Annotated in this window: 20 protein-coding genes and 1 pseudogene; 12 read left to right on the forward strand and 9 right to left on the reverse strand. The window is 71.1% G+C overall.

The features are described 5' to 3' along the window. Positions 1–50: 50 nt before the first annotated feature. The 5 genes and pseudogenes from CCZ36_RS24370 to CCZ36_RS24390 all read left to right on the forward strand — a co-directional run bounded on the left by CCZ36_RS24370 (position 51) and on the right by CCZ36_RS24390 (position 3,770). Entirely contained in the window at positions 51–1,094 is a 1,044-nt protein-coding gene (locus tag CCZ36_RS24370) for a family 2 encapsulin nanocompartment cargo protein polyprenyl transferase (protein WP_069737599.1), read from the forward strand. 87 nt (positions 1,095–1,181) lie between these two features. Continuing rightward, a complete protein-coding gene (locus CCZ36_RS24375) occupies positions 1,182–1,778 on the forward strand; it encodes a GNAT family N-acetyltransferase (RefSeq protein ID WP_128818552.1) in 597 nt (198 codons plus the stop codon). Positions 1,779–1,808: 30 nt separating this feature from the next. Next, positions 1,809–2,240 (forward strand): annotated as a pseudogene (locus CCZ36_RS24380) (DUF6304 family protein); the annotation flags it as partial. Positions 2,241–2,442: 202 nt separating this feature from the next. Continuing rightward, positions 2,443–3,411 carry a DUF1648 domain-containing protein gene (locus tag CCZ36_RS24385; RefSeq protein WP_128818553.1) on the forward strand — a complete coding sequence of 323 codons (969 nt, stop codon included), beginning with the start codon at positions 2,443–2,445 and terminating at the stop codon, positions 3,409–3,411. Between the two features lie 2 nt (positions 3,412–3,413). Next, entirely contained in the window at positions 3,414–3,770 is a 357-nt protein-coding gene (locus tag CCZ36_RS24390) for a GntR family transcriptional regulator (protein WP_069737571.1), read from the forward strand. Between the two features lie 237 nt (positions 3,771–4,007). Here the strand turns inward: CCZ36_RS24390 and snpA are convergent, their stop codons facing one another. After that, the gene (gene snpA, locus CCZ36_RS24395; RefSeq protein ID WP_069737572.1) at positions 4,008–4,664 is read right to left on the reverse strand and encodes a snapalysin; all 657 of its coding nucleotides are present in this window, start codon (positions 4,662–4,664) and stop codon (positions 4,008–4,010) included. A 315-nt stretch (positions 4,665–4,979) separates the two neighbouring features. Here snpA and CCZ36_RS24400 point away from each other — a divergent pair, with 315 nt between their 5' ends. From CCZ36_RS24400 to CCZ36_RS24420, 5 genes are all read left to right on the forward strand, one after another. After that, positions 4,980–5,933: a LysR family transcriptional regulator gene (locus CCZ36_RS24400; protein ID WP_128818554.1), complete on the forward strand. Its 954-nt coding sequence runs from the start codon at positions 4,980–4,982 to the stop codon at positions 5,931–5,933. 105 nt (positions 5,934–6,038) lie between these two features. Further along, on the forward strand, positions 6,039–7,025 hold the full coding sequence (locus CCZ36_RS24405; protein WP_128819719.1) for an NAD-dependent epimerase/dehydratase family protein: 987 nt from the start codon (positions 6,039–6,041) through the stop codon (positions 7,023–7,025). A gap of 147 nt (positions 7,026–7,172) precedes the next feature. Beyond that, complete coding sequence (locus tag CCZ36_RS24410) at positions 7,173–8,750, forward strand: choice-of-anchor A family protein (RefSeq protein WP_237302737.1); 1,578 nt, start codon at positions 7,173–7,175, stop codon at positions 8,748–8,750. A 33-nt stretch (positions 8,751–8,783) separates the two neighbouring features. Then, positions 8,784–9,143 (forward strand): DUF952 domain-containing protein, encoded by a 360-nt coding sequence (locus tag CCZ36_RS24415; RefSeq protein WP_128818555.1) that lies wholly within the window; start codon positions 8,784–8,786, stop codon positions 9,141–9,143. Continuing rightward, positions 9,140–10,021: an SDR family oxidoreductase gene (locus CCZ36_RS24420; protein WP_069737576.1), complete on the forward strand. Its 882-nt coding sequence runs from the start codon at positions 9,140–9,142 to the stop codon at positions 10,019–10,021. The genes CCZ36_RS24415 and CCZ36_RS24420 overlap by 4 nt, the downstream gene beginning before the upstream one ends. 16 nt (positions 10,022–10,037) lie before the next feature. On the opposite strand, the gene CCZ36_RS24425 is transcribed toward CCZ36_RS24420, so the two are convergent. From CCZ36_RS24425 to CCZ36_RS24460, 8 genes are all read right to left on the reverse strand, one after another. Beyond that, positions 10,038–11,270, reverse strand: a complete 1,233-nt coding sequence (locus tag CCZ36_RS24425) for a DUF1266 domain-containing protein (RefSeq protein WP_370738533.1) — start codon at positions 11,268–11,270, stop codon at positions 10,038–10,040. Then, positions 11,267–12,445, reverse strand: coding sequence for a DUF1266 domain-containing protein (locus tag CCZ36_RS24430; RefSeq protein ID WP_069737577.1), 1,179 nt, complete (start codon positions 12,443–12,445; stop codon positions 11,267–11,269). The genes CCZ36_RS24425 and CCZ36_RS24430 overlap by 4 nt, the downstream gene beginning before the upstream one ends. A 43-nt stretch (positions 12,446–12,488) precedes the next feature. Then, positions 12,489–13,163: a response regulator gene (locus CCZ36_RS24435; RefSeq protein ID WP_069737578.1), complete on the reverse strand. Its 675-nt coding sequence runs from the start codon at positions 13,161–13,163 to the stop codon at positions 12,489–12,491. Further along, entirely contained in the window at positions 13,160–14,512 is a 1,353-nt protein-coding gene (locus CCZ36_RS24440; protein ID WP_128819723.1) for a sensor histidine kinase, read from the reverse strand. The genes CCZ36_RS24435 and CCZ36_RS24440 overlap by 4 nt, the downstream gene beginning before the upstream one ends. A gap of 55 nt (positions 14,513–14,567) precedes the next feature. Next, positions 14,568–15,737: an acyltransferase family protein gene (locus CCZ36_RS24445; protein WP_128818556.1), complete on the reverse strand. Its 1,170-nt coding sequence runs from the start codon at positions 15,735–15,737 to the stop codon at positions 14,568–14,570. Next, positions 15,734–16,699, reverse strand: coding sequence for an alpha/beta hydrolase (locus tag CCZ36_RS24450; protein ID WP_128818557.1), 966 nt, complete (start codon positions 16,697–16,699; stop codon positions 15,734–15,736). Before CCZ36_RS24450 ends, CCZ36_RS24445 begins: the two co-directional genes overlap by 4 nt. Positions 16,700–17,012: 313 nt before the next feature. Further along, positions 17,013–17,912 carry an alpha/beta fold hydrolase gene (locus CCZ36_RS24455; protein WP_128818558.1) on the reverse strand — a complete coding sequence of 300 codons (900 nt, stop codon included), beginning with the start codon at positions 17,910–17,912 and terminating at the stop codon, positions 17,013–17,015. Between the two features lie 296 nt (positions 17,913–18,208). Then, positions 18,209–18,622, reverse strand: a complete 414-nt coding sequence (locus CCZ36_RS24460) for a MerR family transcriptional regulator (RefSeq protein WP_234427764.1) — start codon at positions 18,620–18,622, stop codon at positions 18,209–18,211. Positions 18,623–19,051: 429 nt separating this feature from the next. On the opposite strand from CCZ36_RS24460, the gene CCZ36_RS24465 reads away from it, so the two are divergent. Next, positions 19,052–20,542, forward strand: a complete 1,491-nt coding sequence (locus tag CCZ36_RS24465; protein WP_128819725.1) for a SulP family inorganic anion transporter — start codon at positions 19,052–19,054, stop codon at positions 20,540–20,542. Between the two features lie 318 nt (positions 20,543–20,860). Beyond that, positions 20,861–25,375: a hypothetical protein gene (locus tag CCZ36_RS24470; RefSeq protein ID WP_128818559.1), complete on the forward strand. Its 4,515-nt coding sequence runs from the start codon at positions 20,861–20,863 to the stop codon at positions 25,373–25,375. Positions 25,376–25,395 lie beyond the last annotated feature (20 nt).

The following is a 25,395-nucleotide window of genomic DNA, read 5'->3' on the forward strand; positions in this document are numbered from 1 at the left end:
GGCCCCCGGGTCCGCACCCATCGCCTCGCCCCAGGGAGTTGACCGTGACCATGACCAGTACGGACGCAGCGACGGAAGGGCACGAGGCCGCGGCGCTCCTGGAGCGCACCCGTGCCGTCGTCGACCCGCATCTGCGATCGGCCGTGGAGTCGTTGCCCGGCGCCATACGCCGCATCGCGATGTACCACTTCGGCTGGCAGAACGCCGACGGAACCCCGGCCTCCGGCCAGGCGGGCAAAGCCATCAGGCCGGCCCTCGTGCTGGCCGCCGCCCGCGCGCTGGGCGGCGATCCGGAACGCGCGATCCGGGCCGCCGTCGCCGTCGAACTCGCCCACAACTTCACCCTGCTCCACGACGACGTCATCGACGAGGACACCACCCGCAGGCACCGGCCCACCGCCTGGGCGGTCTTCGGCGTCCCGGACGCCATCATCACCGGCGACGCCATGCTCGCCCTCGCCCAGCGGCTGCTGGCCGAGGACGCGCACCCGGCCGCCGCGCCCGCCGCCGCCCGGCTCTCCACCTGTGTCATCGAGCTGTGCGCGGGCCAGCAGGCGGACTGCGCCTTCGAGGAGCGCGGCCCCGACGAGGTCACCCTCGACGAGTGCCTCACCATGGCGACCGCCAAGACCGGTGCCCTGCTCGGCTGCGCCTGCGCGCTCGGCGCCCTCTACGCCGGGGCGGAGGACCGGGCGGTCCGCGCGATGGACGGGTTCGGCCGGGAGGCGGGGCTCTCGTTCCAGCTCATCGACGACCTGATCGGCATCTGGGGCGACCCCGACCGCACCGGCAAGCCCGTCGGGGCCGACCTCTCCGCCCACAAGAAGTCCCTTCCCGTGGTTGCCGCCCTCACGTCGGGCACTCCGGCCGCCGCCGAGCTCGCCGCGCTCTACCGGGGGCCCATGAACACCGCCGCCGAGGTGGGCAGGGCGGCCGACGCGGTGGACCGGGCCGGTGGGCGGGACTGGGCCCAGGTCTGCGCGGCCGACCGGATGGCCCGGGCGGTCCACCACCTCTCCCGGGCGGTCCCCGACCCGAGCACGGCGGGCGACCTGCTGGCGCTGGCCGAATTCGTCACCCGCCGGACCAGCTGACCCGCCTCGGATGACCGGCAGCACCCTGTCAACTCTAGTATTCCGGAGGTTGGTTGAAGGAAGGCAGCAGAGAGGCGGCAGCCCGTCATGGGTATACGGATCCAGCAGGCGGAGCAGCGCGACCGGGGGCTCGTCGTCTCGGTCATGGAGGAGGCCTTCCACGACGACCCGGTCAGCAGCTGGGTGTTCCCCGACGAGGCGCACCGGCGCGCGGTGCACGGGAAGTTCCTCGGTGTCTTCGTCGACGTCGCCCTCGACGAGGGCCGTATCGACATCGCCGAGGACGAGGCGGCGGTGGCTCTGTGGCTGGCGGTGCCCGCCGGGGCCCCGGAGGAGGAGGATCCCACGCCCGCCCTGATGCGTGAGACCGCCGACCCGGACAACGACCGCTGCGAGCTGGTGGGCAGACTCACCGGGGCGGTTCACCCGCACGATCGCGCACACGTCTACCTGCTGATGGTCGGCGTCCGTCCCGACCGCCAGGGAGAGGGCATCGGGGCGGAGCTGATCGGGGCGGAGCTGGAGCGCTGCGACCGGGAGGGGCTGCCGGCCTATCTGGAGGCGAGCAGCGCCCGGAGCCGGGCGCTGTACGAGCGGCTCGGATTCCGCTTCCTCGGCCGCACGGTCGACCTGCCGGACGGTCCGTCGATGTACCCCATGTGGCGCGAGCCCCACGCGGATTGATGTCGGTGGCAGGGGCTACAGTCCCTGCTCATGACAGATGAGTCGTGGGCCGGCTGGTACCGGGACAACAAGGGTTCCGACGCCGTCGTTCTCACCACGGACGGACAGCGGATCCGGATCCGGATCAGAGGGGCCGACTTCGAGGGCGAGAGCTTCGACGGCCTGAGGCCCGTCGCGGGCGTACCGCCGGAGAACGGGACGTTCGGCCTGCGGGACGGCGCGCTCACCGACTGCGTCCTGGAGTGGGACCGGCCGCTGCCCGTCCTCGTGGCGGGCACGCTCCGCCACGCCACGCTCAGCTGTCTGCTCTCGCTGCGCCGGGCCGAACCGGATCTCCATCTCGCCCTCCACCTGGACGGCGCGGTGTACGAATCGGCGCGCGCCGAGCGTGACTTCGCCGGTGCCCTGGCCGCCGTCGAGCGGATCCTGCCGGACGACGTCAGTCTCCAGCCCCGTGTCGCCCGGTCCGGGGCCGCCTGACCGGAAGTCGTCCAGCCGCCACCGTCAAGAGACCGTCACTGCCGAACAGGCCGTCGCTGCCGAACCGCTCGCCTCCGCCCCGTACCGCGTCCCGGTGCGGGGCGGACGCGCGTCTCCTCCGTTGCCTCCGCTCCGTTGCCTCCGCCACATTGTTCTACTAGCATGCGAACAACGGAGGTTTTCCATGACAAGCAAGAACCTTGGCCGCGTCACTCTCGCCGCACTGCCCTTTCTGCTCGCACTCCTCATCGACCTCACGCTCTACGCCGTCGTCAAGGACCGCCTGCCCGACCGGCTGGCCGTCCACTTCGACGTCGGCGGATCCGCCAACGGATACATGAGCTTCAGCTCCTATCTGCTCTACACGCTCCCCACGCTGCTCGTGCTCGGCGCGTTGTGGGCGTTCATCGCGGTCAGGGGCAGGCTTTACGGCCGCGCCGACCGCTGGTTCATCGGCGGAGGCTTCGCCGCGTCCGCGTTCCTCGGCTATCTGCTGATCGCCGTCCTGTTCGTCAACGTGGACGTCCCCGATGGCGGTTCGGCCGACGGGTTCCCGCTCTGGCACATCGCGGTGGCCCTCGCGGCGGCCGCCCTCGCCGGAGCCCTCGGGGCTCTGCTGTCCCGTCTGACCCCCCTGCCCGAGGACCCTCGCGGCCCCGCCCCGGCGACCCGGGAAAGGATCGTGCTCGCCGACGGCGAGGTGGCGGCCTGGGGGCGCGGCATCGGTGCCTGGTGGGCCCCCGTCGCCGTGCTGGTGCTGCTGGCGGCCGGAGTCACCGTGGGACGGGAGCAGAGCTGGTTCATCGGGGTGCCGTTGATCCTGTTCGCCCTGGTGACGGGCACCTTCTGCCGCCCCCACGTCAGCGTGGACCGGCGCGGTCTCACCGTCTCCGGTCTGCTGCCCCGGCCCCGGGTGCGGGTGCCGCTGGAGCGGATGGAGGTCGCGGACAGCCGACCGGTCAACGCCCTCGCGGAGTACGGCGGCTGGGGCTATCGCATCCGTCCCGAGCGCAGCGGGGTCATCACCCGCTCGGGCGAGGCCATCGTCGTCAGCCTGACGAGCGGCCGCGAGTTCGCCGTCACCGTCGCGGACTCGGCCACCGGCGCCGCTCTGCTCAACACGCTGCTCGACCGGCAGCGGGCGGGGCGCTGACCATGCTCTTCCGGGTCGATCCGACCTCCACCGTGCCGCTCGGTGACCAGATCGCCGCCTCGGTCCGGCGTGCGGTCGCCGACGGTGCGGTGGCCCCGGGCGAGCGGCTGCCCGCCGCCCGGGCGCTCGCCGAATCCCTCGGCGTGAACGTCCACACCGTGCTGCGCGGTTACCAACGGCTGCGCGAGGAAGGGCTCATCGAGCTGCGCCGCGGCCGGGGCGCGGCGATCACCGCGGGCGCCTCGCCGCAGCGCGCCCGGCTGCTGGAGAGAGTGCGCGAAGCGGTCGCCCACGCCCGGGACCTGGGCATGACCGAGGACGAACTGCTGACCCTCGTCCGTAACGAACTCGACGCCTGACAGGGGGAGGCGTCGGGGATCGCGCAGAGGACCGTTCCCGAAGCGGAACGGTCCTCTGTCGTGTGGGGGGTTCCGGCCGGTCCCGGGACACAGGACCGGCCGGACGAGCGCGAAGGACGTCGGATGCGCGAGGACGTCAGATCCGCGAAGACATCAGATGCGCGAGGACGTCAGATCCGCGAAGACATCAGATGCGCAAGGACGTCAGAAGCGCGATGCCGCCGGGGATGCGATGCTTCAGGAAGCGGAACGGGCGAGCGAGGCCAGACCGTTCTGCCACAGCTGGTTGACGCGAGCCCGCTCGTCGGCGTCCGGCTGGGCGTTGGTGCAGGACGGGCCGGGGCCGCCGCCGGACATCAACTCGCTGCACGGTCCGGAGTAGTTGTCCGGCAGGCCGAGCACGTGCCCGGTCTCGTGCGTGGTGACGCGGGTCGAGTCGTACTGCTGGTTCTGAGCGTAGTCCAGGAAGATGTACCCGCGGCCGTGGCCGTCGGTGCTCGCGTAGGAGCCGCGCGGGTCGTTGCCCTCACGGTAGGTGAAGTCCGCGTTGGAGCCTTCCTGCAGCTGAACGTTGGAGACCGAGCTGTTCCAGATCCGCGTGCTGTTGGCTATCTGGGCGCGGAAGGACGGCGCGCTCGACGCGTTGTAGGTGACCGTGACGGCCTTGATGCCCGGGTCGGAGGCGCGCTTCTCGGCGACGGACTTCATGACCGCGTCGAGGAAGGCGCGGTTGGCGGCGGCGTTCTCACCGGAGCCGTTGTACGCGGCGATGGTGGAGGAAACGGAAGGGGCGGCAGGGGCCGGAGCGGCGACGGCGACGGGTGCGGTGCCGAGCGCGGCGACGAGGCCGAGCCCGGCGGCAGCGGTGGCCACGGCGTTCCTGAGGTGTCTCATGGGGGGATTTCTCCTACCTGTCCGAACGAACCCACGCCGTGGGGGTGTCCGTCGGGCGGACAAGGCGTGGGGCGGTACGGGGAAGAGTGTGGTGCAGCACACAGTCGCCGGGGATGATGCCGAACGGCGATAGCACCGCCCTATCGACACCCGGCCCTTCTCTTCGTGCACGTCAGAAGCTCACCGTCATGCCGTGCCCACGTCATTATCACGGCATCGTCACAGCTCTCGGGGCCCAACACTCCCTGAATTGACGCTGTTTGGTGGGGTTGCGACGTCTGGTGTGCGGCGGGCGGCGGTCATAGTCTCCGCAGCATGGAGCTGGAGGTGAGACACCTCAGGGCGTTGTGCGCCATCGCCGACGCGGGCAGTCTGCACCAGGCGGCCCGTCGCCTCGGCGTGAGCCAGCCCTCCCTGACCACTCAGCTGCAACGGATCGAGAACGTTCTCGGCGCCGAACTGTTCCTCCGCGAACGGACCGGCTGCCGCCCGACCTCCCTGGGGCGCGCCGTCCTGAGCCGGGCCCGGCCCCTCGTCGACGGCATGAGCGACCTGGTCACCGCGGCGCTGGCGGAGGCCGAGGCCGCCCGGCCCCGCGGCTCCCGGCTGCGCATCGGCTCCACCGCGAGCCGGGTCATCGGCGGCTGGCTGCGCCGGCTGCGGGTCGCCCTGCCCGGCACCGACATCTCCCTGCGGGTCGATGTCTCCGCCCACGCGCTGCTGCGCTCGGTCGCGGCGAGCCGCCTGGACGTCGCCTTCGTACACGAGGTGGAGGGCTGTCCGCTCACCTTGCCGGAGGGCCTGGAGCAGCGCGTACTCCTGGACCGGGAACCGCAGTTCATCTCCCTCTCCCGGGACCACCCGGCCGCCCGCCGTCGCGTGGTGGAGCTCGGCGATCTGGCGGGCGACCCGTGGATGGTCGATCCCACGGTGGACGGCGAGTGGGACGGGGTGCGCCGGGTGCTCGGCGCCGCCGGACTGAACCCGCCGGTCCTGCACGGCGACTACCTCACCGCCGCCTCCCTCGTCGTGCTCGGCGAGGCGGTCGCCCCCTGCCAGCCGACGTCGGGCCCGCGCGACGACATGGTGATCCGCCCGCTGCTGGGCGATCCGCTCGCCGTGCGCCTCCTCCTGGTGTCCCGGCCCGGGACCGACATCGAGGTGGTGTACGCGCAGTTGGAGGACGCCTACCGGGACGCCGCCCGACGGGCGAGCGGTTACCACGACTGGCTCCTGCGCCACCGCTCCCCGCTGGCCCGTACGTCCTGACCCGTACGGTTCCGCACTGCCCTGGTGAGTTCCCCGTTCCGCTGACAGCGTGCCCGGGTTCCCCCGCCGCCCGCCGGTGGGCAGAGTCGTTCCATGAGGCTTCTGATGCTGGGCGGTACGGAATTCGTCGGACGGGCCGTCACCGACGCGGCGCTGGAGCGGGGCTGGGATGTCACGGTGTTCCACCGCGGCCGCCACGCGCCCCCGCCCGGCGTGAGCGTGCTGACGGGGGACCGCGCCGCGGGCGTGCGAGGGCTTGCGGCACTGGCGGAGAGCGGGCGGGACTGGGACCTGGTCGTCGACACCTGGAGCGGTGCGCCGGCCGCCGTCCGGGACGCCGCCCGCCTGCTCTCCGGCCGGGCGGGGCACTTCAGTTACGTCTCCAGCCGCTCGGTGTACGCCCACCCGGCCGCCCCCGGACTCGACGAGGACGGCCCGCTGGTGACCGGCGCCTCGCCCGACGACGGCGGGGACGCGCCGTACGACCGGGCCAAGCGCGGCGGTGAGCTGGCCGTCCTCGACGCCTTCGGGGGCCGGGCCCTGCTGGCGCGGGCCGGGCTGATCATCGGCCCCGGGGAGAACATCGGCCGGCTCCCCTGGTGGCTGTCGAGGATCGCCCGCGGCGGACCGGTGATCGCCCCCGGCCGGCCCGACACGGAGCTCCAGTACATCGACGCCCGGGACCTGGCGGAGTGGATCCTGGACGCGGCGGCGGACGGGCTCCACGGCCCGTACAACACCGTCAGTCGCCCCGGCCACGCGACCATGGGCGAGCTGCTGGAGGCCTGCGTGCGGGCCACCGGCTCCGACGCCGAGCTGCGCTGGACCGATCCGGAGGTGCTGCTGGCCGCCGGGGCCGAGCCCTGGAGCGACCTCCCGATCTGGCTGCCGCCGGGCGAGCTGTACGACACGCTCCACCGGGGCGACCCCGCCAAGGCGTACGCGGCGGGGCTGCGCTGCCGCCCGGTGGAGGAGACCGTCGCGGACACCTGGGCCTGGCTGCGGGCGCTCGGCGGCACCGCGCCCCGGCGCCCCGATCGCCCGGCCGTCGGCCTCGACCCCGAACTGGAGGCGAAGCTGCTGGCGCTCTGACGGCTGCCGACGGCCCGGTGCCCCGGGCTCCGCCATGCCGCTCCTGCGCGCGTGTCGCGCGGAGAACCAACCTATAGGCCTACGTAACCGGGCAAGAGCGGCGTGTCATACAAAATGACAAAGTGATGACCATGCATATTGCGCGGCATGGAACAGAAGGCGCGCAGGCGCGGCAACGCAATCCGGGCAGCAGTGACAGTGGCCACGGCAGCGGCGATGGTGGGCGTGCTGGCCCCGGCCGCTGGGGCCGATCCGCTGCCGGGCGGACTGGGACCCTGCCTCGGCAGCTCCTGCCCGCCCAGCTGGAACGACCCCAACAACGGCCCGGTCGTCGGCTTCGACAGAAACATCAACGTCTTCGTCGGCGGGGACTTCCTGGTCCGCGAGGCGGCGGCCGAGGCGGAGGGCAAGGTCGTCACGCTCGGCGAGTTCGACATGAACAAGCGGGAGGGAGTCTCGCAGGTCTACAACGTCGGCATCGCGGGCGTCGGTTCGCGGGTGCCGCCGCCGGACGGTTCCGACTATCTGACGACGGGCGGGGACATCGCCATCGCCGCCGGTCAGCGCCTCCTCGCCGAGGAGGGCGAGCACTCCGGCCGCGTCGCGTACGCGGGAGAGCTCACGGGCACGGTGAACCCCACCACCGCCCCGCGCTTCGACGAGGACGCTGCCGCCCCGTACACCCAGCTGCGCCCGCAGCTCACCGAGGCCAGTCAGTGCTACGCGTACGACGGCGGCGAGCACCGAGCGGCGACGGGCACGTGGCAGCAGGTCGCCGACACCATCACGTTCACCGGCGACGGCACGTCCGCGATCCAGATCTTCGACGTGGACGCGGACCTGGCGACGGCGGCGGGCGGCAACACGGGGTTCGTCTTCAACGGCATCCCCGAGGGTGCGACCGTCCTGGTCAATGTGTACGGCAGCACCCGCAGCGTCGCCACGTACATGGGCTCGTTCCCCAACGAGGGCCTCCGCGAGAACCTGCTGTGGAACTTCCCGGACGCCACCGAACTGGCGCTGACGGGCCCGGCCCAGTTCGAGGGCAGCATCCTGGTCGGCCAGCCGACGAGCACCACCGTACTCAGCATGAGCGGCACCAACGGCCGCTTCTACACGGCGGGTTCGCTCACCCACACCTCGCAGGGCCAGTCTGGCGGCCAGGAGATCCACGCGTATCCCTTCGACGGGGACCTGCCGTCGTGCACCCCCGACCCGACCCCGACCCCGACGGATCCGACGCCGACCCCGACGGATCCGACGCCGACCCCGACGGATCCGACGCCGACCCCGACGGATCCGACGCCGACCCCGACGGATCCGACGCCGACCCCGACGGACCCCACGCCGACCCCGACCGATCCCACCCCGACGCCGACGGATCCGACGCCGAACCCCACGGACCCGACGCCGACGCCGACCGATCCCACGCCGACGCCGACGGATCCGACGCCGAACCCCACGGACCCCACGCCGACCCCCACCGAACCGACTCCGACCCCGACCGACCCGACGGCGACCCCCACTGAGCCGACTCCGACTCCGACTCCGACCGCCACCCATCACACGCCGCGCCCCACGCACTCGCCGAGCCACCCGGGTGAGCTGCCCGACACCGGCTCCCGGGGCGGCGAATGGATCATCGGGTCCATCGCGGCAGCGCTGGTGGCCGCCGGCGGTACGGTCCTCGTGGCCACGCGCAGGGCTCGTCGCCGCACCTTCTGACCGGCGCGAAGCAGCGCCCGGTAGCGTGGTTCGATGACCGAACCGCTGCTGCACCTCGCCGAAGCACCTCTGTGGGAGGCGGCCCGCGGGACAGGGACGTACGAGATGTCCACCCGCGGCCGCACCCTCCAGGAGGAGGGCTTCATCCATCTCTCGCTGCCCCACCAACTCCCCGGTGTGGCGAGGATGCTGTACGGGGGCGACGACCGGGAGCTCGTGGTCCTGGTCGTCGACCCCGGCCGCCTCACCGATCCCGTCCGGTACGAGGCGATGAAGCCCGGCGGCGAGGCGTTCCCGCATCTGTACGGCCCGCTCCCCGTGGGCGCGGTCGTCGATGTGCGGCCCCTGGCCGACTGGTACCACGACCGACGAGAGGAAGAGGAATCCCAGTGATCGGCCCCCTCACCGCGGTGACCGGAGCGAGCGGAGCGGTCGGTGGCCGGGTCGCCCGACGGCTGGCCCGGACCGGCGTCCCCGTACGGCTCCTCGGCCGCGATCCCGCCCGGCTGCCCGACGTGCCCGGCGCCGACCACGCGCCCCCCGCCCCCTACGGCGACGGGGAGGCCATGCGCCGCGCCCTCGACGGAGCCCACACCCTGTTCCTGGTCTCCGCCCACGAGAGCCCGTACCGGGTCCGCGAGCACACCACCGCCATCGACGCCGCCGTGGCGGTGGGGGTGGAGCGGATCGTGTACGTCTCCTTCCAAGGGGCCGCGCCCGACGCCACGTTCACCTTCGCCCGTGACCACTGGGACACCGAGGCCCACATCCGTACCGCCGAGATCCGCCACACCTTCCTGCGGGACAACTGGTACCTCGCGGGGCTGCCCGCGATGACCGGGACCGACGGCGTTCTGCGCGGACCCGGCGGCGACGGGCGGGTGGCGGCCGTCGCCCACGAGGACATCGCCGACGCGGCGGCGGCCGTCCTGCTGGACGAGGGCACGGACCACGACGGCCGGGTCTACGACCTCACCGGACCCGAGGCGTTCACCCTCGCCGAGGCGGCCGACGAGCTGAGCCGCGTCACCGGACGGCCCGTCGTCTACGTCCCCGAGACCCGGGAGGAGGCCTACGCCTCCCGGGCCGGCTACGGGGCCGAGGACTGGGAGGTGGCCGGCTGGGTCACCTCCTACGAGGCCATCGCCAACGGCGAGCTGGCCGCCGTCTCGGACGCGGTGCCCACGCTCACCGGACGCCCGGCGCAGAGCTTCGCCCAGTTCCTGGTGGAGAACCCGGACAGCTACCGCCATCTGCTGCCCGGCGGCTGACCGGGACAGCCCTGCCTCAGCGCCACGGGATGTGACGCCACGGACTGCCCTCGCTCTCCGTCAGCAGACGGTGGGCGAGGACGTTCTGTTCGTAGAACGGCCCGTACTCCTCCTCGTCGAACCGCAGCACCCGCCCCAGCGCGTACCCGGCGGAGAACTCCTCCCACGACCGGTAGGCCGACTTGCTCAGCGCCCCGGCGTACACGATCGCCGCCTCGGCGTCGGCCGGACCGCAGAACCGCGCCGACAACCCCCAGCGCGCCAGGTTCACCGCCCGGCCGTAGTCGTACGCGACCGTCGTGCGCACCCGGCCGTCCGGCGGCAGCAGCCCGTCCGCGCGGAACCGGGCCTCGTAACGCATGATCCGGCGCACCAGGTCCTCGATGCCCTTGACCGAGCTCGCGTCGGCCCCGAGGTCCTGGGCGTGACCGGCGGCTGTCTCCCGCCACAGATCGGCCGAGGGCAGCTCGCCGATCGCCGCCGCCAACTGTTCGCGGGCGCGCAGCGCGAAGTCCGGTTCCGGTGGACTGTTGGCCGCGTCCAGCAGGAAGTCCAGCTGCCGGCGCCACCCCTCGTGGTCGGTGATGCCCCAGGAGTCGCGGAGCTGCTCGCGCTCGTCGACGTACTCGCGGTAGACGGTGCCGACCTCGTTCCACGGGACGGCGTTCCCGATCGCCAGATGCACCCCGCAGGCCAGGCCGTACGCCAGCGGCCCGTGCAGCGCGCCGTGCCGCAGGGCGACGAGCCGGTTGGCGGAGGCCCGGTCGTTCTCCGCGTACGCCCGTTGCCACAGGGCCAGGTCGGGCGGGGCGGCGGGAAGCAGCAACTGACCGGGCGTTCCCACGTTCACGCCCAGCCACACCTGCGGATCGGACCAGCCGAACTCGGCGACCCACCGCAGCGAGACCCCTCGGAAGACCCAGTCCGGGTGCCACGCGGGCAGCATGCCCCGGGTGAGGAGGGGCCGGCAGACGAAGCCCGCCGGGTCGACGTGACGCCGCCACATCACCGTGTCCGGATCGGCGTCCACCTCGGCGCGCGGGGCCGGGATGTACAGCTCGGTTCCGGCCAGCGCGGCCAGTTGACCCCGTACGTCGCCGCGCAGAGCGGCCTCGTGGAGGAGCTGCTCGGTCTCGGACGGCGGGACCCAGGCGGCGGGGGTCCACGGAGCGGAGGCGGGCCCTCCGGGGGCCGGGGGAGCGGCGTGCGGGCCCGGGCCCGGGTTCGGGTTCGGATTCATGAGGTTCATGACCAGGGGAGGTTCCGGTAGGGGCCGGCGGGGTCCTGGGTCAGGGCGCGGTGCTCGGCGAGCGACTGTCGGTACGTGGCCTCCGCCGCCTCCGGGCCGTCGTCCTCCGCCCGGTGGACCAGCCGGGCCATGAGGTAGCCGAGGGAGAAGTCCGACCAGGAGGAGTAGGCGCTCCGGGCGAGTTCGCCGAGGCGCAGGACGTCCTGCTCGGCCTCGTACGGATCGGTGTACCGGGCGCCGAGCGCGAGCCGTACGACATTGACCGCCCGGCCGAGGTCGAAGGCGGCCAGGGTGTCGACGCGCCCGTCCGGGGCGAGCGCGCCATCGGCCCGGAGCTTGTCCTCGTACAGGGTGATCCAGCGCAACGACCGCTCCGCCAGCGCCCGGTCGCCGGCGTCACGTGCGGTGAACGCCCGGCCCACCGCCTGGGCCCACTCCTCGCGCGTCGGTGTCCGCCCCGTGCGGGCGGCCACGGTGTGCCGGGTGCGCAGGACGGCTTCCTGGACGCGCCCGACCAGCTGGTTCTTCATCAGTGACGCGAGGCGGTCGCGGTACTCGGCGCGGTGCTGGATGCCCCACGGACGGCGCAGCCGGGCCCGGTCGGCCGCGTAGTCCTCGTAGGCGGCGCCGAGCCGGTTCCAGATGAGGCCGTTGGTGACGGCCAGGTGGGCGCCGAGCGCCAGTCCGCGGGCGAGCGGGCCGTGCAGGGGTCCGCCGCTGTCGGTGAGCAGCATCCCCTGCTCGGGCCCGCCGAGGCGTTCGGCGGCCTTCAGCCAGGCCTTGAGGCGCCCGGGCCGGGCGTCGACCATTGCCGCGTAAGGGGTGCCGTGGTTCACCGCGAGGCGGCGCACGTCGTACGGCCAGGTCCGGGCCAGTTCGCCGAGGCCCACCTCGCGGAAGACCCACTCGGGGTGCCAGGGCGGCAGCATCCCCTGGGTCAGGACCGGGACGCAGGTCCGCCGGGTGGCCTCGTCACGGATCGTGGGCAGCGGGGCCGTCCAGCCCGGGATGTCCGCGTGCAGCCGGGCGACGAGCACGTACAGCCGCATCCGCGCGAGCAGCTCCACCAAGGCGTCGGCGCTCCCGGCCCTGACGGCGGCGGACAGCGCGCGCTCGTTCTCCGTGGGCGGCACCGTACCGACGCCCCCTGTTCCTGCCCCGTTCCCCGTCGTCACGGAGCCGATCCTACGAAACGGGCCCCGCGCCCGGCCCGGGTGGTCAGAGGCCCGCCGGGCGCACCACCCCCGACTCGTACGCGTACACCGCCGCCTGGGTCCGGTCGCGGAGGCCCAACTTGACCAGGATGCGGCCCACATGGGTCTTCACCGTCTGCTCGGCGACGATCAGCTGCCGGGCGATCTCGGCGTTCGACAGGCCGCCCGCGATCAGCGTCAGCACCTCCGTCTCCCGCTCGGTCAGGTCCCCCACCCGCTCCTTGAGCGGCGCGCGGGGCGCCCCGGCCGTCCGGGAGAACTCCACGATCAGCCTCTTGGTGATGTTCGGGGAGAGCAGCGCGTCGCCGGCCGCCACCACCCGTACCGCGTGGGCGAGTTCATCGGCCGAGGCGTCCTTGAGCAGAAAGCCGGAGGCGCCCGCGCGCAGCGCCTCGTAGACGTACTCGTCGAGATCGAACGTGGTCAGGACGAGCACCTTCACCGTCGAGCCCTCGGCGGAGGTGATCCGCCGGGTCGCCTCGATGCCGCCCAGCTCGGGCATCCGGATGTCCATCAGGACGACGTCCGGGGCGAGTTCGGCGACCTTGTCGATCGCGTCCAGCCCGTTCACGGCCTGGCCGACGACCTCGATGTCCGGCTCGGCGTTGAGCAGCACCGTGAAGCCCTGGCGGACCATCATCTGGTCGTCGGCGATCACGGCACGAATGGGCGGGGTCATGGGACTTCCTCGGTTGTCTTGTTCGGTTCGGCCGTCTTGGTGCCGGCGTCGACGGGCAGGATCGCGGTGACTTCCCAGCCGCCCTCGGGGGTCGGCCCGGTGGCCAGCTCACCACCGAGCATCGCCGCGCGCTCACGCATCCCGAGCAGCCCGTGGCGTACGCCGGGGGAGGGGGTGGCCGGGCGCTCCGGCGGGGAGTTGACGACCCGGACGGTCAGCCCGGTGGGCCGGTGGCCGATCACCACCTCGGCGCTCGCCCCGGGCGCGTGGCGCATCACATTGCTCAGGGACTCCTGCACGATGCGGTACGCGGACAGCTCGACGCCCGGCGGGAGGGGACGGAGTTCGCCGGTGGTGCGGAGGGCGACCGCGAGGCCGGTCGAGCGCACGGTGGCGACCAGGCCGTCGAGCCCGTCGAGCCCGGGCTGCGGGGCGTGCCGGGTGTCGTCGCCCTGCGCCGGGGCGTCCTCCGAGCGCAGGACGCCCAGCACCCGGCGCAGCTCGGCGAGGGCTTCCAGGGCGTTCTCGCGGATGCCGGCCAGATTCTCCCGCAGTTCCTCGGTGGGGCGCTCCACCAGATGCGGGGCGACCTGGGCCTGGATGGAGATCACCGACATGTGGTGGGCGACCACGTCGTGCAGCTCGCGCGCTATCCGGTTGCGCTCCTCCAGCAGGGTGCGCCGGGCCCGCTCCTCGGTGGTCAACTCGGCCTGCACGACGAGGTCCTTACGGGCCAGGCGCAGGCTGCGCAGCGCGCTGCCGAGCACGGTCGCGGTGGCGAAGACGAGCAGGGTCGCGGCGAGGCCGGAATGAGGCAGCGGAGGCGTGCGCAAGGCCAGGAAAAGCGCGGGCGCCGTCGAGAGCACCAGTGCGGCCACCGCACGGCGGCGCCGGACCCGCAACGCCAGCAGGAACAGGGCGCCGCCCTGCAGGGCCACGCCCCCGAAGGGGTTGGGATACAGAGCCCGGGGGCTCAGCGGGAGACCGCTGACCCACTCGGACGGGTGGTCCAGGGGAGCGGTGGCCACGGTGGCCAGGATCGCCACGACCGCCAGCGCCGTCGCCGCCCACCACGCCCCCACCGGCCGGCTCATCCCGGCCACCAGAGCCGCGGCCTGGGCGACGGCCACCAGCACCGCCAGGCCGCTGACCTCGGCTCCGTGCGGGGTGAGCTCGACGGTACGGACCGCGGTGAAGCCGACCGCGATGATCACCAGCACCACCAGGAACACCGGCCGCCACACCGGCGCGCCAGGCTCGCCCATGCGCGGCACCCGGTCGGCGGGCGCTGCCCACAGCTCTTCGTACAGCGCACGCGGCGCACGGCGTACCGCCGCCCGCAGGCGCATCGCTCTCGACGACCTCACGGCCCCCACCGCCCCCTCGGCTCCGCTTGCCCTCAGACTAGGCACGACGCGCCCTCCCCTTCCGCTCGGGGGCGGCCTCCCGTACGACGAGGGAGCCCCCGACCGTACGGTGTCCGCCCTGTTCGTAACCCCGGAACGCCGCCCAGCACCCCAGCAGCGCCAGGGCGAACACCGGCAACCAGAGCAGTCGGGCGACCACCCAGTCGGCCCCGTCGGGCACGGTGTGCAGCCCCGGCAGCGGCCCGTCCGCGAGCAGCAGCGCGCTCGCCGTCACCACGATCATCGCGGTCTGGTGCCAGAGGAACACGGTCATCGCCGCCAGGTTCACCACCGCCACCACGGCCCACGCCGCGGGCCTGCGCAGCACCCGGCGCAGCGGCCCGAGCAGCAGCGCCGCCCCGCACTGGGCCAGCCCGAACGCGACGGCGGCCAGGCTCGGCGGGTCCAGGTTGGACATCCGGCCGCCCGGAACGCCGACCATGGACGCCGGATAGCCGGCCCACAGCACGAGTCCGGCCGCCGCCGTCGCCCCGCCGAGCAGCAGTGCCCAGCGGCTCGTCCGGCCGCGCAGCCCGCCCCGGGCCACCAGCGCCCCCAGGCAGTACGGCACCAGCCACCCCGCGACCACGTTGACCCACCCCAGCTCCTGCGGACCGCCAAGACCCAGGCGTACGAGGTCGACGTGCAGCACGATCACGAGCGGCCACAGCGGGTGCAGCCGCGCCACCAGCGGAGTCAGCGCGGTCAGCACGGCGAAGACCAGCAGGAACCACAGCGGGGACCAGACCAGCTTGCCCAGCGCCCGGACGGTCGACTCGCCCACCCCGGCCGCCAGCATCGCCGCGGCCGCGAGCGTCCACACCACCAGCACCGCCGCCACCGGCCGGAACAGCCGAGCCAGACGGCCGCCCACCCACGGCCCGTACGGCACACCCCGCTTCTGTGCCGAGGCCCAACTCCCCGCAGCCACCATCCCGCCCACCAGGAAGAACACCGCGAGCGTCTGGAAGACCCAGGAGACGAGGGTGAGGTGCGGCATTTCGGTCAGCGGGCTCGCCCCGCGCACCGTGCCGCTGTCGGCCACGAGCGCGGTGACCAGCCAGTGCCCGCCCACCACACCGAGGATCGCCAGGGCCCGCAGGGCGTCGACGGCGCGGTCGCGGCCGGGCGGGGTGGCGGCCTCGATCCGCGCGACGAGCCCGGTCACCGGGAGGTCTCCAGCGGTTCGGCACCGGCCACGATCCGGGCCAGGTTCGTCAGCGAACGCGAACCGCGCAGCAGATAGTCGCTGTGACCGCCGTCGCCCGCGTCGAACACCTCGGCCCCGAACTCCTCCGCCACCGGGTCGGTCCCGAACCCCACTGTGGCGGCGAACGGCACCCGCAGCCGGACATGGGGCACGCGGGCGATCCAGTCGTCACCGCCGCGCCCCGCCCACACCCGCGCACCGGTACGGAGCGCGGTGGCATCCTCGCTGCCGACCCCGGGGCTGCCGTAGAGGACGAGGGCGTCGGCGGAGGTCCCCGGCGCGGACCGGGCGCATATCACCGAACCGTACGAGTGGCAGAGCAGGCTGATCCGGGCGGCGGGGCGCACCGCGCGCACCTCGTCCACCAGCGCCCGGAGCCCCGGTGCGGCCTCGTCGGCGCGCCCGGTCGTCAGAGCGGCCGGGCTGACGGTGGCGGGGGAGCGGTACCCCAGCCAGACGATGACGGCCCCGCCCTCGCCCAACTCCTCGCGGAGGGCGGTCGCATCGCGCCGGAGCCGCCAGTACGCGTCCAGGCCGACGCCGGCTCCCGGCACCAGGACCGCGATCCGCCGAGCCGAGGACAGCTCGCCCACGACCTCGACGCTCCGGCCGCCGTCCCGCCCGTCGAAGAACAGGAACTGCCGCCCCGTCACGGCCATCCCCCGCAGGGAGTCCGCCCGCTTCAGGTCCCCGTGCGCCTCCGCCGTCCGCCCGGCCGCCCGGATGTCGCTCCGGCTGACCGCGTACCGCTCCGCCAACGCCGCCGTGCTCGCGTCCCGCAGCGGCCCGAGCACGGTCGGCGCGGGGGCGGGCACGGCCTCGGGCCGGGCCGCTCCGGACACCGGCACGGCCACCGCGAAGGTGACGAGGGCGGCGAGCAGGGAGCGGCGCAGGCGGGGTCTGCGCGGGCGGTCGGGCATGAGGCGAGGTCCTTCCGTACCGGGGGATCCAGGTGCTTCCGATACAGAAGGTAGGGAGGAGGGGCGGTAGTTGACGTCCCGCTCAGGAGGGCACCTGCGGCGTGGCTCTGAGGTATGACGCGGACGACGCGGCCCCGGGGTTCGGCTCCGGCCGGTGTGATGAGGGCGACGGGTGGCTCGGGATGCCGACTCCGACCGATCCGACCGCTCCGACGCGTACGACACGGGCAACGCGGCCCGGTGTCCCAGCTCCGGCCTGTGTGCTCCGGCCCGCAGCTTCTGGTCCTCAGCTCCGGCCCGTGTGCTCCGGCCCTCAGCTTCTGGTCCTCAGCTCGGGCCCCCAGCTCCGGCCCGTGTGCTCCAGGATCGCGGCGGCGAGCGGGGCGTGGACCTCGCGGGGCAGGGCGTGGCCCATGCCGGGGATCTCGACGAGCCGGGCGCCGCGGATCACCTGGGCGAGGTGCTCGGCGTGCGGGGCCGGCGCGACCGGTTCGGCGGGGGCCGAGGTGATCAGCGTGAGCACCTCGGTGGCGGCGAGCTGCCCGGTGCGCTCCATGCCGGAACAGTCGGCGCGGGCGTGCGCGGTGCCGGCGTGGTGGTGGCCGGTGTGCGCGATGACCCTGCGCTCCAGTTCCCGGGCGTACGCGGCGTCGAACGGGATCAGACCGCCCCCGAGCACCTGCCAGTGCTCCACGCGCCGCTCCAGCTCCGCCGCCGGGCCCCGGTCCTCGACGGGCCGAGACCACAGCTCCAGCAACTCCGGGGAGACGCCGGGCAGTTCCTCCGGCGGGATGCGGCGGCCGTCCGGCGCGACGTACGGGGTGGAGCTGAGCGCGTTCGTCCCGATGACGGTGGCGCTGAGCAGCCGCTCGGGGTGGTCGGCGACGAGCAACTGCGTGAGCATGCCGCCCACCGACATCCCCACCACATGGGCGCGCTCCACACCGAACGCGTCCAGCACGGCGACGGCGTCCTCGGCCAACGCGGTGAGCAGATAGGGCTGTTCGTCGAAGGACGCGGTGGAACGGCCGGTGTCCCGGTGGTCGTACCGGATCACCCGGTGCCGTACGGCCAGCAGCTCGACAAGCTCGTCGGGCCAGCCGAGCCCGGACGTCTGCGCACCCATCACCAGGAGCAGGGCGGGCGCGTCCGGAGCGCCGCGCTCCTCGGCCCAGAGACGGACGCCGGGGGCGGCGTCGACGAAGCGTTCCATGGTGGACCTCACTGTTCCGATGGACGCCATGAACGAAACGAGACGTCTCGTCTCGTTTTGAGATTAGCGCATCGCTCGGCATGAGGCCAGTGGCGGCGCGGTGCGGTGCGATGCGATGCGGTGCGGTGTGGGCCGGTCGACTCCGGGCGAGTTGGTGGCCGCAGGGCGCTGCCCCGGCCTGTCGGGGGTACCGAACCGTGTGAGCGGTCGTCTGGGAGTGCCGGCCGCCGGACAGCTTCGCCGGTACCCGCGCCTCCGCGGCCCGTGGTGGCGGCCGGCCCCCGCGGAACTCGTCGTCAGGCCGGGGCGGCGGGTGTGTCCCGTTCCAGGCGGGCGCGCAGCGTGCCTTCGAAGTCTTCTGCGCGGGAGAGCTGGACGCGGAGCTTCTCGACCTGCTCGGCGGCTTCCTGCTGGTAGGTGCGGACGCGTTCCAGGAGGGCTTCGTGCTCGTCGGCGGCGAGGGTGGTGCCGGCGTCGAGGCGGTCGGTGGCGTCGAGCAGGTCACGCATCTGGTCCAGGCTGAAACCGAGCGGCTTCATGCGGCGGATGACCATGAGGCGGGCGACGTCGTACTCGGTATAGAGGCGGAAACCGCCCCGGGAGCGGGCGGAGGGGACGACGAGGCCGGTCTCCTCGTAGTGGCGGATGGTGCGCAGGGAGAGTTCGGTCCGTGCGGCGACCTCGCCGATCTGCATGTGCTTGCCGTCCACGCCCGTGATCCCCTGGCCCTTCTCCTCTGTCGGCGGCCTCGGCCTCGGTGGGCGCCGCCGATCTCTACCCTAACGTTAGGGTAGAGTTGTCGTCGTGAGGGCGGCTCCCGCCAGCCCTGCTGTTACCGTGCCGGGGCCGATGGTGCCCCGGCGAAGTATCGATTCTTGCAGGAGAGAAGCGTGCGCGAGTCCATGACGCCCGGCGCCGCCGCCTGCCCACCGTGATGCTTCGCCCCCGGACGTGAGCCTGGCCGCGCCGGCGGCTGTTCCCGGCTCCGTCCCCCCGCGACTTTCGGCTCCGTATGTCGCGGCGCCGCCCGCGGAGTGCCGTCCCGGCTTCTCCGTGCCCTCCCGCACGTCCCGGCCTGCCGAACGGGGTGTGCCCGAGCACGACAGGTTCCGTCTCCCTTGTCTTCTGCCGCCACTGCTGTGTCCCCCGCCGCGCGCCTGCGTGGCCTGAAGCCCGACTGGATCTCCCACCCGAAGGTCTGGCGCACGGAGGTCCTGGCCGGCCTGGTCGTCGCCCTCGCGCTGATCCCTGAGGCCATCTCGTTCTCGATCATCGCGGGCGTGGACCCGGCGATCGGTCTGTTCGCTTCCTTCACCATGGCCGTCGTCATCTCGATCGTCGGCGGCCGGCGGGCGATGATCTCCGCCGCGACCGGCGCCGTCGCCCTGGTGATCGCGCCGCTGAACCGCGAGCACGGCCTCGGCTATCTCATCGCCGCCGTCATCCTCGCCGGTGTCTTCCAGGTCGTCCTCGGCGCGCTGGGCGTGGCGAAACTGATGCGGTTCATCCCGCGCTCGGTGATGGTCGGCTTCGTCAACGCGCTCGCCATCCTGATCTTCATGGCCCAGATCCCGGAGATGCGCGACGTCCCGTGGGCCGTCTACCCGCTGATCGCCGCCGGTCTGGCCCTCATGGTGTTCTTCCCGAAGATCACGTCAGTGATCCCCGCCCCGCTCGTCTCCATCGTCATCCTCACCGTGATCACCGTCGGCGCGGCCATCGCGGTGCCGACCGTGGGCGACAAGGGCGAACTGCCGGCCTCCCTGCCCGTCCCGGGCCTGCCGGACGTTCCGTTCACGCTGGACACGCTGACGACGATCGCCCCGTACGCGTTCGCCATGGCGCTGGTCGGTCTGATGGAGTCGCTGATGACGGCCAAGCTGGTCGACGACATCACCGACACCCACTCCAACAAGACCCGCGAGTCGATCGGCCAGGGGGTCGCCAACATCGTCACCGGCTTCTTCGGCGGCATGGGCGGCTGCGCCATGATCGGCCAGACGATGATCAACGTGAAGGTCTCCGGCGCCCGCACCCGCGTCTCGACCTTCCTGGCGGGCGCGTTCCTGATGGTGCTGTGCATCGTCTTCGGCCCGGTCGTCTCCGACATCCCCATGGCGGCCCTCGTCGCCGTCATGATCATGGTGTCGTTCGCGACCTTCGACTGGCACTCCATCGCCCCGAAGACCCTCAAGCGGATGCCCGCCGGGGAGATCGCCGTCATGGTGATCACCGTCGCCGCGGTCGTCACCACCCACAACCTCGCCATCGGCGTCGTCCTGGGATCCGTCACCGCCATGGTCATCTTCGCCAAGCGGGTCGCCCACCTCGCCGAGGTCACCGCCGTGGTCGACCCGGACGGCACGACAGTGGTCTACCGGGTCACGGGTGAGCTGTTCTTCGCCTCCTCCAACGACCTGGTGGGTCAGTTCGACTACGCCACCGACCCGGACAAGGTGATCATCGACCTGAGCTCGGCGCACGTCTGGGACGCCTCCTCCGTTGCCGCCCTCGACGCGATCGAGACCAAGTACGCCCAGCGTGGCAAGGCCGTGGAGATCACCGGGCTCAACACCCCGAGCGCTCACCTGCACGACAAGCTCAGCGGCGAACTCGCCGCCGGTCACTGACCAGCTCCACGACCAGGAGACCGCCTCCTGAAACGCCCGATGGGGTACGACCGGAGACCGGTCGTACCCCATCGGAACAAGAACGAAGGTCAAGCCTTCTTGGTCTCCTAGTAATGGGCCGGGTCGGTGACCTGCAGGGATCTTCCCTGTGGGGCGCTGACCTGGCCTTTTGCTGATGGCTGGCGATGGGGTGCGACGGTCCTGATCGGGTGTCCTGCGGACTGTGTGCGGACTGGGCCCACGGGATAGCTGGAGCGGCCTAATCTGAGGCTGCCGGTCGCGACGCTTGCTGTCAGTCAGCGCTGAGAGAATTGGGCCATGGTGGGAGATGTGTTCCGTTTTCACATGCCTCGGGTCTGCAGAATCCGTGGCGCGCATGCCATAGCGGAGGATTCGATTCCTCGAGTCGCCGAGGCGTTTCGCACTGGTGATGACGACGTGGTCGTCGAGGGCGGAAGGCTGCGTGACGGAGCACTCGCGCTTCCCGCGGTAGTCGCGGCTGACGGCGCGATGGTCGTACTGGGCGAGCCAGGGGCAGGGAAGACTTCAGTCCTGAGACATCTTGTCAAGACGTTGCCCCGGGTGATGGACACGTGGGACCCGAGCACCGACGCATGTCTGTGGGTGGCGGGCGGGGACTTGACCGAGAACTCGTACCAGGATGAGTTGGGCTGCCATCTCGACTCATTGCCCCCAGAACGAGATGCCGCGGACAGCGCTGGAGTGCTGTGGGTTGTCTTGGACCAGGTAGACGAGAGCTCGCTGCGTCAACGTTTGCCAGGGCGGTTGAAGAAGTCGTTGCGCGGCCGGAATACCAGCAGGGTTCGGTTTCTCATGGCCTGTCGCACGGCGGACTATCCCCAGGCGCTCACCCCTGTCCTGTCCGAGGCGTTCGGAGCGTGCTGGTGTGTCGACCTGGTTCCCTTGAGTCGCGATGAGGCCGTAGCGCTGGCCGACAGTGCTGACGTACCGGGTGAAGCGCTGGTTACGGCGGCTGAGGAGGTCGGCGCTGCTGTGCTTGCCGGTGTTCCGTTGACCTTGGAACTGCTGGTTTTGACCTATCGGGTCGATGGCCGATTGCACGGCACGCCACAGGACCTATTCGCCCGAGGCGTCGCACACCTCACGGAGGATCATGACCAGTTTAGGGAACGTAGGGCCGTGACCAGCACCGTCCCGCAGCGGCTCACAGTGGCGGGACGCATCGCTGCCTGGATGCTGCTTTCCGGGCACCGAACAGTGTGGCGCGGCCGCGCGTTCGAGGCCGGCCCTTACGACTTGGAGGGCGGCGCACTGGCGGACGGCCAGGAGCGGACTGCGGCGGGCGCGTTCGACGTCACGCGTCAGGCAGTCGAGGAAACCTTGGGGACGGCGCTGTTTACGGTGCCGGACCAGAATAGAGTGGAGTTCCGGCACTCATCGGTGGCCGCCTACCTTGCGGCTCGGTATCTCACTGACCGGGGGACGACGCAGCAGCAACTGGAAAACCTCTTCCTGGTTGGCGCACCGGATGGAGAAACGGCCAGCATTCCTGCGCCTCTGCGGGAGACCGCCGCTTGGCTGGTGGCCATGAACCCCACAGCCACCGATTGGCTGGCTGCTGCCGACCCGGAAAGCCTGGCGGTGCACAGTTCCCTTGTGCGCTCCGACGAGGTCCGTCGGCTGACTGTAAGCCGCCTGCTTGAGCGTGCGGCCCAGGTTGAACTGAGTGACACGCGCTGGCAGCTTTCCCGCTGGGACCTGAGCCACCCGCTGTTTGCGGACCAGCTTGCCGACGTGTTGGAAACAGCCCCAAGTGAAGGTGCGGCCGATTGGCCGACCACAGCGAGAATCCGCCTGGCCATCCAGCTTGCCCAGGAAGCAGGTGAGGCTCACCCCAGACTGGCCGACGCACTCCTACGGCTGGTAGGGAACGACGCTTGGCACCAGACGGAGCGTCGGCTGGCAGCGCGCGCGGCGTATGCCTGCGGTGACGCCGACTGCACCGTGCCCGTCCTCACCAGAGTCCTCACCTCGCTTGCCGAGCCTTCTTACGCGGAGCGGGTAGACGCGGACCAAGACCTGCGGGGCACTTTGCTGACCCTTCTGTGGCCGGAACACTTGGACATGGCGTCGGTACTTGCCGCACTGCGCCCTCCGTCTCCACACTTGTACGGCAATTACGCCCAGTTCTTGAGAAACATGCCAAGCCAGTGCACGGATGAGCACCTGTCAGAACTTCTAGCCTGGGTCCAGGCGGCCGTGCTCAAGCCGGAGCCACCGGAGGGCGGCTTCGTATTCTCGCCCGATCGCATCGAGACTCCGCTGCTTGATTCCACAATTGACCGTACGCTCCGCAGTGAGGACGCTGCACAGCATCTGAGTACCCTGGCGAAAATCATCCTGGGCCTCTTCCGCGCGCACCATAAGGTCCGCCTTCCGGACTGCCTGCAACCTGACGGGCAAGGGCAGGAGCCCGTGCACGTTCAGACACTCCGAAGACTCTTGACCCAGGCGCTTGTCAGCGAGGCTATCCAGGCGAAGATCGATCCTCGTGAAGCGGCCTATCTGATCGTTTATGACTGGGACCGCCGACCGCCGCTGCGGTGGAACGGTGCTACCTCGATCCCCGATTCGGCCATCCGCCACCAGCTGGTGGACGAGGCGGATTTTGCATGGGCGCTGGATGAGGTGGCTGCTGCGGCGGCGTCCGGAGACGATGCGCTCGTCGCTGCGTACGGTGAACTGGCCTCCTGCCTGTTTCTGCGTGATGATCACGAGGCGTTCGAGCTGGCCTACGATGAGCAGCACCCAGCGTGGCCGTATATGCGTCCCTTCTATGAACCGATTGCTCTCGACAGCAGACTGGCGCAGACGCTGCGCCGGCGATATGAAGCAGCGAATGAGACTTGGCCCGAAGCCGTGGAGTTCCTTGCTGAGCAGGTGCGGCTCCTTACTGAGGCCAGGGAAGGAAGCAACGACAGCCTGTGGCGGTTTCTGTACCGCTTGCGTGTCAACCCGCAGACGGGCAGGGGTGAGGACCTGTCTGGCTCCATTTCTACATGGCCAGGGGCAGTCGCAGTTGACGACAGCCTCTCGGACTTGCCCGAGCTCGCATTGCGCTATCTCGCCACTGAACACGACCAAGCTGATTCCTGGCTTCAGAACTCCCAGCGAAACAAGCGTTCCTGGGCCGGATACGCCCTGTTGGTCGAGTTGCATGGCTGCAAGCGGCTCGCCGAGTTGCCTCCATCGGCGTGGAGCTCGTGGACTGCCGCGATCCTCACCGAGATCCTGGGTATGTCAACGAGTTTCATGGAGCCAGTGCGGGTAGACCTCCTCCGCCTGGCCAGCCAGCATGCGGCCGATTCCTTGGCTACGCGCATCACTCAATTGGTGCCGTCGGCCCTTTCGAACGCTCGGCAACCCATCGAACTCAACTCTGTCGATCCGGGCTGGGCCACGGAGGTGTGTACGGCGATGGAGTACCTTGCCACGGAAATTTCAGCCTCCCTCGGGGTCGTACCGAGGGTGGCTTCCGGTGCAGAGCCGGGCGTGTCGGCAGCTGAAGAAGCAGTGGTGGTCGTCCCCGACAATGAGGAGGCACGAGAGGCCGTCCTTCGCACGTGGCACAGCATCCTCAGCTCCCTCCTTCGCGTAGAGAGCGCGACCGCCTACAACCTCATTGACATTGCTCTCGGTCAGACGATCACGAGGACTGCAGTCCTGGCAGCCCAAGTTCTGTTGGGCGCTGACGCAGAGTCGCACTGGCCGCGCATTGAAGGACTCGCTACGGCAGACAGTGAATTTGGCCGCCGCTTGGCCGAAGCGTGTGCACGAAACGAAACCGAGTGGATCCAGAGTTCCCTCGATGAGACGGGTGTTGCGGGTCTCTACTTGTGGCTCAGCGGTTTGTATGACCCCGATCAAGACCAGAACCTCCTCGAAGCGCACTGGGTGAGTGCAGAGGAACAAGCGAGAGAATGGCGAGACCGCCTACTCCGTGAACTAAGTCAACGGGCCACTGCGGAATCCGTTCACCAATTGCGGCAACTGGCTGCCCGATACCCCGACAGGCTTGCCGTGGCTGCTGCACTTGTCTCGGCCACAAAGCAATATGCCGCCGCGAACTGGATGCAGGTGCGTCCCGAAGACGTAATGAGGGTTCTCCAGGACCCGTCACGGCGCGTCATCCGCACCAGCACAGATCTCATCGACGTTGTGCAGGAGATCCTTGAAGAGGTAGGCCGAGATCTTCCCTCGCACGGCGAACTGCTTTGGGATCGGACGCCGGGTAAGCGTCCCCGGAAGAAGCCCGTGACGGCCACGGAGGATGAGGCCATTCCGGACGTCTGGCGTCCCAAACCCGAATCTGCCCTCTGCGCTTACCTCGCACACGAGCTGAATCTGAGGCTGGCCGGGCACCGAGTCGCGGTGAACCGAGAGGTACTGATTCGCCCCACGGATCCTTACGGCGCGGGTGACCGCACCGACATCCTTATCGAGGCGCTTCCATCAGCCGGTGACGATCCCAGCGAGGCTTCGCGGCCGAATGTGAAACTGGTCATCGAGGTCAAGGGTGCCTGGAACGACGAGGTTCTGACGGCTCAGGAGGAGCAGTTGTCGGGCAGGTACCTGCCCGAGGCGAGGACGGACGCAGGGATCTTTCTCGTTGGCTGGTACCCGATTGAGCTCTGGGACGCCGTAGGGGACAAGCGCAGGACACAGGCGAAGAAGCTCGCGCCCGACACACTGCTGTCTGATCTGCAGACGCAGGCGACTCGCCTCTCTCAGGCCGCCTCAGTTCACCTTCGCCCGTTGGTGCTCACTGTGCCACGACCACACAGGCAGTAGATCGGCGTGCGCAAAAGCGC

Source organism: Streptomyces sp. S063, from assembly GCF_002832675.1.
Lineage (GTDB): Bacteria > Actinomycetota > Actinomycetes > Streptomycetales > Streptomycetaceae > Streptomyces > Streptomyces sindenensis.

Excerpts from the sequence above, each read along its gene's own strand:
- CCZ36_RS24370 (WP_069737599.1), top strand. The coding sequence starts at position 51 with ATGACCAGTACGGACGCAGCGACGGAAGGGCACGAGGCCGCGGCGCTC.
- CCZ36_RS24375 (WP_128818552.1), top strand. The coding sequence starts at position 1,182 with ATGGGTATACGGATCCAGCAGGCGGAGCAGCGCGACCGGGGGCTCGTC.
- CCZ36_RS24385 (WP_128818553.1), top strand. The coding sequence starts at position 2,443 with ATGACAAGCAAGAACCTTGGCCGCGTCACTCTCGCCGCACTGCCCTTT.
- CCZ36_RS24390 (WP_069737571.1), top strand. The coding sequence starts at position 3,414 with ATGCTCTTCCGGGTCGATCCGACCTCCACCGTGCCGCTCGGTGACCAG.
- snpA (WP_069737572.1), bottom strand. The coding sequence starts at position 4,664 with ATGAGACACCTCAGGAACGCCGTGGCCACCGCTGCCGCCGGGCTCGGC.
- CCZ36_RS24400 (WP_128818554.1), top strand. The coding sequence starts at position 4,980 with ATGGAGCTGGAGGTGAGACACCTCAGGGCGTTGTGCGCCATCGCCGAC.
- CCZ36_RS24405 (WP_128819719.1), top strand. The coding sequence starts at position 6,039 with ATGCTGGGCGGTACGGAATTCGTCGGACGGGCCGTCACCGACGCGGCG.
- CCZ36_RS24410 (WP_237302737.1), top strand. The coding sequence starts at position 7,173 with ATGGAACAGAAGGCGCGCAGGCGCGGCAACGCAATCCGGGCAGCAGTG.
- CCZ36_RS24415 (WP_128818555.1), top strand. The coding sequence starts at position 8,784 with ATGACCGAACCGCTGCTGCACCTCGCCGAAGCACCTCTGTGGGAGGCG.
- CCZ36_RS24425 (WP_370738533.1), bottom strand. The coding sequence starts at position 11,270 with ATGAACCTCATGAATCCGAACCCGAACCCGGGCCCGGGCCCGCACGCC.
- CCZ36_RS24435 (WP_069737578.1), bottom strand. The coding sequence starts at position 13,163 with ATGACCCCGCCCATTCGTGCCGTGATCGCCGACGACCAGATGATGGTC.
- CCZ36_RS24440 (WP_128819723.1), bottom strand. The coding sequence starts at position 14,512 with ATGCGCCTGCGGGCGGCGGTACGCCGTGCGCCGCGTGCGCTGTACGAA.
- CCZ36_RS24450 (WP_128818557.1), bottom strand. The coding sequence starts at position 16,699 with ATGCCCGACCGCCCGCGCAGACCCCGCCTGCGCCGCTCCCTGCTCGCC.
- CCZ36_RS24455 (WP_128818558.1), bottom strand. The coding sequence starts at position 17,912 with ATGGAACGCTTCGTCGACGCCGCCCCCGGCGTCCGTCTCTGGGCCGAG.
- CCZ36_RS24470 (WP_128818559.1), top strand. The coding sequence starts at position 20,861 with ATGGTGGGAGATGTGTTCCGTTTTCACATGCCTCGGGTCTGCAGAATC.